General features: G+C 68.7%; 9 protein-coding genes. 5 read left to right on the top strand and 4 right to left on the bottom strand.

Annotated elements, in window-relative coordinates; translation table 11 throughout:
• Nucleotides 1-53 precede the first annotated feature (53 nt).
• Complete coding sequence (locus VGR06_RS20905; protein WP_327560805.1) at nt 54-1,064, bottom strand: thiamine pyrophosphate-dependent dehydrogenase E1 component subunit alpha; 1,011 nt, start codon at nt 1,062-1,064, stop codon at nt 54-56.
• The gene (locus tag VGR06_RS20900) at nt 1,048-2,379 is read right to left on the bottom strand and encodes a Xaa-Pro peptidase family protein (protein ID WP_327560804.1); all 1,332 of its coding nucleotides are present in this window, start codon (nt 2,377-2,379) and stop codon (nt 1,048-1,050) included. Before VGR06_RS20900 ends, VGR06_RS20905 begins: the two co-directional genes overlap by 17 nt.
• Before the next feature lie 145 nt (nt 2,380-2,524).
• On the opposite strand from VGR06_RS20900, the gene VGR06_RS20895 reads away from it, so the two are divergent.
• Entirely contained in the window at nt 2,525-3,163 is a 639-nt protein-coding gene (locus tag VGR06_RS20895; protein ID WP_327560803.1) for an XRE family transcriptional regulator, read from the top strand.
• Between the two features lie 30 nt (nt 3,164-3,193).
• Complete coding sequence (locus VGR06_RS20890) at nt 3,194-3,568, top strand: Ig domain-containing protein (RefSeq protein WP_327560802.1); 375 nt, start codon at nt 3,194-3,196, stop codon at nt 3,566-3,568.
• A 363-nt stretch (nt 3,569-3,931) separates the two neighbouring features.
• Here VGR06_RS20890 and VGR06_RS20885 read toward each other — a convergent pair whose 3' ends face one another.
• Nucleotides 3,932-5,170 (bottom strand): HNH endonuclease signature motif containing protein, encoded by a 1,239-nt coding sequence (locus VGR06_RS20885; RefSeq protein ID WP_327560801.1) that lies wholly within the window; start codon nt 5,168-5,170, stop codon nt 3,932-3,934.
• A gap of 294 nt (nt 5,171-5,464) precedes the next feature.
• Complete coding sequence (locus tag VGR06_RS20880) at nt 5,465-6,481, bottom strand: LacI family DNA-binding transcriptional regulator (RefSeq protein WP_327560800.1); 1,017 nt, start codon at nt 6,479-6,481, stop codon at nt 5,465-5,467.
• Nucleotides 6,482-6,676: 195 nt separating this feature from the next.
• Between VGR06_RS20880 and VGR06_RS20875 the strand changes: the two genes are divergently transcribed.
• From VGR06_RS20875 to VGR06_RS20865, 3 genes are all read left to right on the top strand, one after another.
• Nucleotides 6,677-7,780, top strand: a complete 1,104-nt coding sequence (locus tag VGR06_RS20875; protein WP_327560799.1) for an endo-1,4-beta-xylanase — start codon at nt 6,677-6,679, stop codon at nt 7,778-7,780.
• Nucleotides 7,781-7,987: 207 nt separating this feature from the next.
• Entirely contained in the window at nt 7,988-8,203 is a 216-nt protein-coding gene (locus VGR06_RS20870) for a hypothetical protein (RefSeq protein ID WP_327560798.1), read from the top strand.
• A 122-nt stretch (nt 8,204-8,325) separates the two neighbouring features.
• A complete protein-coding gene (locus tag VGR06_RS20865; protein WP_327560797.1) occupies nt 8,326-9,906 on the top strand; it encodes a glycoside hydrolase family 6 protein in 1,581 nt (526 codons plus the stop codon).
• Nucleotides 9,907-9,938 lie beyond the last annotated feature (32 nt).

Here is a 9,938-nt window from a genome sequence, read left to right as displayed (position 1 = left end):
ATGAATGCGTCTTTCCTCGCGTCCGGCGTGAGGAAAGACGCATTCATCGCACTTCACGTCCGCCATGCCGCGCTCCCGTCGGCCCACACGTCCGTGAACGCCTCGCTGGGGTCGGCTTCGGGCGCCGCCTTGGCCGCGGCGATGGCGTCGGCGACGATCCTGGCGGCTTCCTCGTCGGCCTGGCCGGCCACCTCGTCGGGCACGTCCAGCCGGCGAAGGTGAGCTCGTGCAAGGATGAGCGGGTCGCGTTCGAGCCAGCTGCGCAGCTCCTCCTCGGGCCGGTACTTGGCCGGGTCGGTGCGGCTGTGGCCGTAGTGCCGGTAGGTCATGGCCTCGATCAGGCTCGGCCCGCCGCCGGCCCGGGCCCGCGTGACCGCGGTGCGCACGGCGTCCCGGACGGCGAGCACGTCGTTGCCGTCCACGATCTCGGCCGGGATCCCGTAGGCGCCGGCGCGCCCGGCGGCCGGGTCCTTCACCGCGGTCACCGACGCGATCGGTGTGTACTCCATGTAGAGGTTGTTCTCGCAGACGAAGATCGCTGGCAGCTTCCACACCACGGCGAGGTTCAGCGCCTCGTGGAACGCGCCGATGTTCGTCGCGCCGTCGCCGAAGAACGCCACCGCCACCTGATCCGTGCCGCGCAGCTGGGCCGACCACGCCGCGCCGGCGGCCATCGGCAGGTGCGAGCCGACGATGGCGTAGGAGCCCAGCATGTTGTGCGAGGCCTTGGTCAGGTGCATGGACCCGCCCTTGGCCTTGCACAGCCCGGTGGCCTTGCTCATCAGCTCGGCCAGACACTCCTCCGGGGTGGCGCCGCGGGCGATCGCGTGATGGTGCCCCCGGTAGGTGGCGAACACGTAGTCGTCCGCCCGCAACGCCGCGGCCGCTCCGACGGCGACCGCCTCCTGCCCCGCGGCCAGGTGCGTGGTGCCCTTCACCAGCCCGGCGAGGAACAGGTCGTGCGCGGCCTTCTCGGTACGCCGGATCACCGCGATCCGGAGGTAGAGGTCGAGCAGCTCGGACGCCTGGCCGGTGAGCGGGGCGTCCTTAGTAGACACGTCCATCGGGTCCAGCGCCGTTCTTGTCGGTGTTGAGGTGGGACTGCGCCTCCCGCAAGGTGTTCAGCGCGCCGCCGGCCGTCCAGTACTTGCGCCCGGCCACCAGCAACTCCTCGGCCGGGAACTTCGTGATCACCTCGCAGCCGTTCGCGGTGACCACGACCTCCTCCTCGATCCGGGCCGCGGACCAGCCGTCGTCGGCCGGCCAGTAGGTCTCCAGCGCGAAGAGCATGCCCTCCTCGAGCGTCTCGGGGTGATCGAGCGACACCAGTCTCGAGAAGATGGGTTTCTCCCAGATGGACAGCCCGACGCCGTGCCCGTACTGCAGCGCGAACGCCGCCTCCTCGTTGGCGAAGCCGAACTCCTCCGCCCGCGGCCACACCGACACGATGTCCGCGGTGGTGGCGCCGGGCCGGACCAGCGCGATCGCCTGGTCCATGTACTCCCGGCAGCGGATGTAGGCGTCGCGCATGGCAACCGACGCGCTGCCGACCGCGAAGCAGCGGTAGTAGCAGGTGCGGTAGCCCATGTGGCTGTGCAGGATGTCGAAGAACGCCGGGTCGCCGGGCCGGATGATCCGGTCGGAGTAGACGTGCGGGTGCGGCGAGCAGCGCTCCCCGGAGATCGCGTTGACCCCCTCCACGTACTCGCTGCCCAGCTCGTAGAGCACCTTGCTGACCAGCCCCACGCACTCGTTCTCCCGCACGCCCGGGCGCAGGAACCCGTACAGCTCCTCATAAGCGGCGTCGACCATCGAGCAGGCCTGAGCCAGCAAGGAGATCTCGTCCGGCGTCTTGATCTTCCGGGCCTCCAGGAACGTCTGCTGACCGTCCACAATGGTCAGACCCTTTTCCTGCAGGGCCATCAGGATCGGCATCTCCACCAGATCCACCCCGACCGGCTCGCCGGCCAGCCCGTGCTCGGCGAGTTCCGCGGCGACCTTCCTGGCCACCTCCTCGGCGATGCCCGCCTCCGGGTGGAACGCCCCGCGCAGCGTGGAAATCCCCGCCCGGGCCCGTTTCTCCCCGTCCAGCCACGGGTTGTACAGCTGGTGGTGCCGCGCCGCCGAACCGAAGTCCCACACGATGGGCTCGCCCCCACGCGGCAGCAGGGCGAACCGGATCAGCTTGTCCATCGCCCACGTACCGATGTGCGTGGCGGTCGTATAACGGATGTTGGCGAAGTCGAACGTCAGCAGCGCGCCCAGCTCGGACCGCTCCAGGGTCTCGTTGAGCCGCCGCAACCGGTCGGTCCGGAGCCGCTCGAGGTCTATCCTCTGCTCCCAGTCGACCGCGTTCGGCCCGTAGGTGCGGATGGCCATCCGGGACACCTCGATCCGGCATCGTCGGGGGGATCGCTCGCGTACGGCCGACCGTAAACCGGGGCTCCACGCCCGTCAAGTGACACTTAACATCCGACGTTCCTGGCGCATAATGCGTGCAGTTTCGCTGCACACTGGAGGTGCGATGGCCGCGTCCGACCTACCGTCGCTGGGCGAGCGCATCCGCGAGGAGCGCGTGTCCCGCGGCGTCAGCCTCCGGACCCTCGCCGCCCAGGTCGGCGTCTCCGCCAGCATGATCTCCCAGATCGAAACCGGCAAAAGCCAACCCTCCGTCAGCACGTTGTATGCCATCACCTCCGCACTCGGCGTGTCGATCCAAGAGGTCTTCGACGCCGCTCTCCGCGACGCCCAAACCCCCTCCCGCGTCGCCGGCGACCCCACTCCACCCACCACCGTGTTGCAAGCGCTGGGTTCGTCCCGCGGCCGCCGCATCGGCCCCGTCGTCCACCCCGAAGACCGCCAGGCCCTGGTCCTCGACACCGGCGTGATCTGGGAACGTCTGGGGGAGTTGCCGCCGCACTCGGTGGACTTCCTCCTCGTCACCTACCCACCCGCCGGCACCTCCGCCAGCGCCGGCGGCCTCATGCGCCACCCCGGGACGGAGTTCGGCTACATCATCAGCGGCGAGCTGACCCTGACGCTGGGCTTCGAGGGGATGTCGCTGGCGGCTGGGGACTCCATATCCTTCGAGTCGACCACGCCGCACAGCTACCGAAACGACGGTACTGATCCTTGTGTCGGCGTGTGGTTCGTCGTCGAGTAAAACCGCCATACTTCCCTCATGACCCGCCATTTGATCCCGTTCCTCAGCCTGCTCGTCACAGCGCTGATGCTGGCCGGCGCCGTTCCCCCGGCGTCCGCCGAACCGAGCAGCGGAAGCGGGCTGTCAGCGGCGCTGATCGTCAACAACCCCGGCCCGCAAACCAGCCAGCAGGATCACCCGGACAGCCTGCAGATGACCGCGACCGGTGGAGTCCCGCCGTACACCTGGTCAGCCGTCGCGCTCCCACCCGGGCTGACGATCAATTCCGCGACAGGTTTGATTTCCGGTGATGTCTTCGGCGCTCCCGGCACGCTCCCCACCACCGTCACGGCGAGGGATACCGCGGGGGCCAGCAATACCGTCGGCTTCACCTGGCGCATCCTCAACAACTGTCCGCGCTGCTGAGGTCTGCCCATTGGGGTTCGGCGCAAGGTGCTGCGCCTTGGGGTGTTGGGGGTGGGCCGCGGCGCGCATTGTGCGGGGTCGCCTCTCCGGCCTCAAGGGCGCTCCTTCGTCGCGTCGCTGCGCGATCGCCGCGCCAGCCCATATTAGGTTGGGGGACCTGGAAAGGGGGCGCGGCGACCCTTGACCCCGGAGCCTCTGCGACCCCTGGGCGCGCCAAGGCGCGGGCAGGGCGGTCGCCCTGCCCTACCCGCGCGCGCCGCGGCAGCCGAAGAAGAAAGGGTGCACAGCCGACAGGTGTTGGCGCCACAGGGTGCGGAGACGTGCAGGGTGCGAAGCAGAAAGTGGGATGCCCCGGGGCGGTGGTTACTGGCGGGGGTGGTGCAGGATGTTGCGTACTGGTGTTCGGGTGGGGTCCAACCACGCGGGTGGGACGAAGTAGGGGATCCCTTGGTGGAATTGGATTTCCCAGGCGGAGTGGTGCAAGATCCTGTGGTGTCGGCGGCAGAGCAGCACCAGGTTGGCTAGGTCCGTTGCGCCGCCGTCGACCCAATGCGCCGCATGGTGCGCGTCGCACCACCGAGCGGCTAGTGGGCAGCCGGGGTACGCGCACCCGCGGTCCCGTGCTACCAAGGCTTTGCGCTGTGCTGGTTTGACTAGCCGGCGGGTGCGGCCGACATCTAGCGGGACCGACTCGCCGTTGAGGACGATGGGGATGACGTCCGCGTCGCAGGCCAGCCGGCGGGCGGCGGAGGGGCACAGTGGGGTGCCGCTGTCGAGGGTGGCGGTGGCCACCGCATCGGTGAGGACGTTGAGATCGAGGTGCACATTCAGATGCGGCTTCTGCCCGCCCTGCTTGGGTAGCCCGTCGGACTTCGCGGCCAGGTGGATGATGTCGCACAGGGCGTCGCCCTGCCGCTGCACGAGGGAGCGCGGGTCCGGGGAGCCGTCGGGCTGCTTGTGTGGCTTGGTCAAGGGCCCGAGCATGGCTTCGAGTTCGTCGGCGGTTTCGGCGTCCATCTGGCCGCGGTACTTGGCCCCGCCATCCCGGGTACGGCTGTAGTGGAAGGTGTTGCTGGGTTCGGCCTGCTCGTCTTCGAGCTTGGGGTTGGCGCTGTCCTGGTTGATGTGTTGGAGCAGGACCCGGCCGTGTTCGGTGACGGTGCGGGGGGTGCAGACTCGGGCGGTGTCGGTGAGGGTGGTTTCGACGAGGTCGCGGTGTTCGTAGCTGGCCCAGTTCGGCACTTCGGCCACCACCCGGGCGATGGCGTCGACGTGCTTGGGGTCCAGCGCACCCTCGTGAAGGGCTTCGCGCACCTTGGGCAGCTTGGCCGGGGCGGTGTAGCCGACCGGTGTCACGGTCTCGGCGACCAGTTCGGATTGGGTGACCAGGCGTTGGGCGTCGGTGCGGGTGATGTTGAGGAATTCGGCGATCAGGCCCGCCAGGTCGGCGTAGCCGGCGAATTGCGCGGTCTGCGCGTGCTCCAATTCCGCGATCGTGTCCAGCATCAACGCGTAGTCGCGGCGCATGCGGAGGGCGATCTCTTTCAGCGCGGCGAGGTATTCCCCACCGCTCAACGTGTCGAGATCCAGCGCTTTCCGCACACCCCTAATTCTACCCGGCCGCACCTAAATTTCTGGTCGTTGCCATTACACCTTCGGGTGAATGGAGGTGCGACGGCCTATTGGGGTATGGGGGCGGCGCGCGCGGGTAGGGCAGGGCGTCCGCCCTGCCCGCGCCTTGGCGCGCCCAGGGGTCGCAGAGGCTCCGATGTCAAGGGTCGCCGCGCCCATTATCAAGTCCCACAACCTAGATAGGCTGGCGCGGCGATCGCGAAGCGACGCGAAGCGCCCTTGACATTGGAGGGGCGACCCCGCACAATGCGCGCCGCCCTAAACCTATTTGGCCGCCGCCGTGCTGTCCCTAACCACCAGGTGCGTAGCCAATTCCACCCGAGGACTCTCAATCTCCTCGCCTTTAGCCAACCGCAACACCGTTCGCGCCGCCAGCGTCCCCATTTCCGCCAGCGGCTGCCGAACCGTGGTCAACGGCGGCGAAGCCCACCGCGCCTCCGGCAGATCGTCAAACCCGAGCACGCTCAAATCGTCTGGAATCCGCAACCCCCGCTGCCGGACGGCTTCATACACCCCGAAAGCCATCTGGTCGCTGGCCGCGAAGATGGCCGTCGGCGGATCCTCCAGATCCAGCAACGCCACCGCCCCCTGGAAACCGGACTCGTGGTAGAACGTCCCCGGCTGCACCAGATCCGGATCCGACTCGATTCCAGCCGCTTCCAGTGCCGCCCGGTGCCCGTCCAACCGCGCCCGGCTGCACAGCAACCGAGGCGGCCCGGCGATGAACCCGATCCGCCGGTGCCCCAAGCCGATCAGGTGCTCCGTCGCCGCCAACCCGCCGGCCCAGTTCGTCGCCCCCACCGTCGGCACGTCCAGCGCCGGCACCCCGGCCGGGTCCACCGCCACGATCGGCACGTTCAACCGCCGCAACTCTGCCTGATGGGTCGGCTGCAGCGTGGACGCCACCAGGATCACCGCGTCCGACGCACGCGCCCGGAGGTTCTCCAGCCACTGGCGCGTCGAGGTCGAGCGCCGGTGGGTGGCGGAGATGACCGTGCCAACGCCGGCCGCGTGCGCCACGTCCTCCACCCCGCGGATGATCTCCACGGCCCACGGGCTGTCGAGGTCGTTGAAGACCAGGTCGATCAGCCCGGCGCGGTCGCGGCGCCGCGAGGTGCGGCGGCGGTAGCCGTGTTCGTGGAGCAGTTCTTCGATTCTGGCGCGGGTGGCTGGCGACACGTCGGAGCGCCCGTTCACCACGCGCGACACGGTGGGCACGGATACGCCGGCCTCCCGCGCGATGGCCGTGATGGTGACCTTACGTTCTCCGTCGATCGTCAAGGGCGTCTCCTTCGCCGGTACCGCTCAGACTACGACCGAAAGGTTGCGACGACCAAGCATAGGCCCTGGATCGCCACGTTCCCCGCATCTGCCTGCCTGTTTCGTAGCTGGACGGGTTGACGGTCAAAACCCTTGCACTCTAATCTTCCGGCAGAGTAACGGAAGAGTTTCCGATAATTTTCGGAGTGTCGTCTCATGAGACTCAGCACTGCCGCTGCCGTCGTGTTGTTAGCCGGATCCACCCTGCTCTCCGCTGGCCTGGTGGCCAGCTCCGCCGACGACACCTCCGCGGACCGCCGCGGCGGCGTCGCCATCGATTCGCCCCTGCGCGATCTGGCCAAACGCGTCGATCTCAAGATCGGTACCGCGGTTGACCACGACGCCTTCACCAACGACACAACCTACCGCGAGCGCATCGCCACCGAGTTCAGTTCGATCACCGCGGAGAACGTCATGAAGTGGGGGCTCGTCGAGCCCGTCCGCGGTCAGCTCGACTTCACCGCCGCCGACGAGCTCGTCGCCGCCGCACGCCGCAACAACCAGGGTATTCGCGGCCACACCCTGGTCTGGCACAACCAGCTGCCCATGTGGTTGACCGACGGCGTCGCCTCCGGCGCGATCACCCCGGCCGAGCTGCGCACGATTCTGCGCCAGCACATCATCGATGAGGTCTCGCACTTCCGGGGCAAGCTGTACCAGTGGGACGTGGTCAACGAGGTGATCGACGACAACGCCAACCTCCGCGACACGATCTGGCTGCAGAACCTCGGCCCCGGCTACATCGCCGACGCGTTCCGCTGGGCGCACCAGGCCGATCCGCACGTGAAGCTGTACCTCAACGATTACAACGTGGAAGCCGGCAACCCCAAGAGCGACGCCTACTTCCGGCTCGCCCAGGACCTCCTCAAGCAGGGCGTCCCGGTCGACGGCTTCGGCGCGCAGGGCCACCTCGGCGTCCAGTTCGGCTTCAACACCGCCGCGCAGGTCGCCGCGAACCTCAAGCGCTTCGAGAACCTCGGCCTGGAGACCTCGCTCACCGAGGTGGACGTCCGCATGGTCATGCCGTCGGACACGGTCAAGCTCCAGGCCCAGGCGCAGGGGTACAGCGTGCTCATGCAGGGCTGCCTGCTGGCCCGGCGCTGCACCTCGTTCACCGTGTGGGGTTACACCGACAAGTACTCCTGGGTTCCGGGGTTCTTCACCGGACAGGGCGCGGCCAACCTGCTCGACGAGAACTTCGCGAGCAAGCCGGGCTACCAGGAGCTGCAAGCTGTTCTCGCGTTAGCCGGCCGCCGGTAGATCCATGTCCCGGCACGGTCCCGTTGTCCAGACCCGGTTCTGCCTCCGTGCGCAGCCGGTGTCTGGCGGTCGAGCTAGCGCCGCGGTCGTTGACTACCGTGGTCATCAGCCGATAGCTCGACCAAAGGGCCGGGGTCGGCGCGGCATCGCTGCAGCCGCGCTGACCCCGGACCCCCTTTTCGGTCAAGGGGGTCCGCTGTGTACCGGATGAGCCTCGGCGACGCCCGGCTGGTCGCCATGCTGACCCTGCTCCGGGACGAGCTTGCCCCGGTGGTGGACGAAATCGCTTTCGGCGAACTGTCCACGGCGGACCGGCGCACGTTGGCCCGGGCCCTGCGCCGGGTGGCCGACGCGCTCGAGCCGGAACCGGTCGTGCTCGTCCAGGTGGATGAGCCCGGTGCCGGCCGTTCGGATGTGGCCTGACCCTTCCCTCTTCGTGACCGGCAAGCTACTCTAGAGTTTCTGGGAGCGCTCCCAGAAACGGAACTGTTGCCATGCAACGGGTTGGCGGTGACGTCAACCCGTTGTTCTACTAAGGACAGACAATGGTACGACGACGTACCCTGACGACGGCTGTCGTGCTCGCCGGCGTCACGGGAGCCGCCCTGCTGGTACCGCCGGCTGCTCTGGGAGCCGACTCGGTGTTCTACACAGACCCGCAAACCCAAGCCGCCCAATGGGTCGCCGCCAACCCCGGCGACTCGCGCACCCCGCTGATCCGCGACCGGATCGCCGCCGTCCCCCAACCCCGCTGGTACACCACGACCAACACCTCGGCCATCCGGTCCCAGGTGGACTCGTTCACCGCGGCCGCGGCGAACGCCGGCAAGATCCCGATCCTGGTCGTCTACAACATGCCCAACCGCGACTGCGGCGGCGCGAGTTCCGGCGGCGCGCCCAGCCATTCCGCGTACCGGGCCTGGATCGACCAGCTCTCCGCCGGCCTCGCCGGCCGCCCGGCCACGATCATCCTGGAACCGGACGTGCTGTCGCTGATGAGCGACTGCATGACCGCGCAACAGCAGGCCGACGTCCAGGCCTCCATGGCCTACGCCGGGCAGCGGCTCAAGGCCGGCTCGGCGCAGGCTCGGGTCTACTTCGACTCCGGCCACTCGGCCTGGCTCGCGCCCAACGTCATCGCCGCGCGCCTGGTCGCCGCCGGCGTCGCCAACAGCGCCGACGGCATCTCCACCAACGTGTCCAACTACCGCACGACAAGCGCCGAGGTCTCCTACGCCAAGGCGATCATCGCCGCCACCGGCGTCTCCCGGCTGCGCGCGGTGATCGACACCAGCCGGAACGGCAACGGGCCGCTGGGCAGCGAGTGGTGCGACCCGGCGGGCCGGGCCATCGGCACGCCGAGCACCAACGCCACCGGCGACGCCATGATCGACGCGTTCCTGTGGATCAAGCTCCCGGGTGAGGCGGACGGCTGCATCGCCGCCGCCGGCCAGTTCGTCCCGCAGCGCGCCTTCGACCTGGCCATGGCGGCCGGCGGGGGCGGGGACACCACTCCGCCCAGCATCCCCGGCACACCCACGGTCGGCACCGTGACCGCCACCGGCGCGAGCCTGTCCTGGACCGGCTCCACCGACAACAGCGGCAGTGTCGCCGGCTACAACGTCTACCGCGAGCAGGGCGCCACGGATCCGTTGCTGACCCAGGCATCCGGCACCTCGGTGACGCTCACCGGCCTCAGCCCGGCCACCACCTACCAGGTCTACGTCCGGGCCCGGGACGCCGCCGGCAACCTCTCCGGCAACTCCGGCCTGGCCACGTTCACCACCCCGAACGGTGGTGGCGGCACCGGGCCGTGCTCGGTCCGGTACACCCCCAACACCTGGAACAACGGCTTCACCGCCGACGTCACCATCACCAACACCGGCTCCGCCACGATCTCCGGCTGGACCCTGATCTTCAGCTTCGCCGGCAACCAGCGCATCACCAGCGCCTGGAACGCCACGGTGACGCAGAACGGGCAGTCGGTCACCGCGGTCCCGGTCGACCACAACCGGACGGTGGCGCCCAACGGCACGGCCAACTTCGGCTTCCAGGGCACCTACTCCGGCACCAACGCCAACCCGACCTCGTTCACCCTCAACGGAAACCCGTGCACTGCGGGGTAGCCAGGTGAAGTGCGATGAAGGGGGCCTTTCTC

The sequence above is a fragment of the Actinophytocola sp. genome (assembly GCF_036002505.1).
Lineage (GTDB): Bacteria > Actinomycetota > Actinomycetes > Mycobacteriales > Pseudonocardiaceae > DASYTH01.
This window is presented reverse-complemented; position numbering and strand designations above follow the sequence as displayed.

Bases quoted from the DNA above. Each gene is read 5' to 3' on its own strand.
- VGR06_RS20905 (WP_327560805.1), bottom strand. From the start codon at position 1,064: ATGGACGTGTCTACTAAGGACGCCCCGCTCACCGGCCAGGCGTCCGAG.
- VGR06_RS20900 (WP_327560804.1), bottom strand. From the start codon at position 2,379: ATGGCCATCCGCACCTACGGGCCGAACGCGGTCGACTGGGAGCAGAGG.
- VGR06_RS20895 (WP_327560803.1), top strand. From the start codon at position 2,525: ATGGCCGCGTCCGACCTACCGTCGCTGGGCGAGCGCATCCGCGAGGAG.
- VGR06_RS20875 (WP_327560799.1), top strand. From the start codon at position 6,677: ATGAGACTCAGCACTGCCGCTGCCGTCGTGTTGTTAGCCGGATCCACC.
- VGR06_RS20870 (WP_327560798.1), top strand. From the start codon at position 7,988: ATGAGCCTCGGCGACGCCCGGCTGGTCGCCATGCTGACCCTGCTCCGG.
- VGR06_RS20865 (WP_327560797.1), top strand. From the start codon at position 8,326: ATGGTACGACGACGTACCCTGACGACGGCTGTCGTGCTCGCCGGCGTC.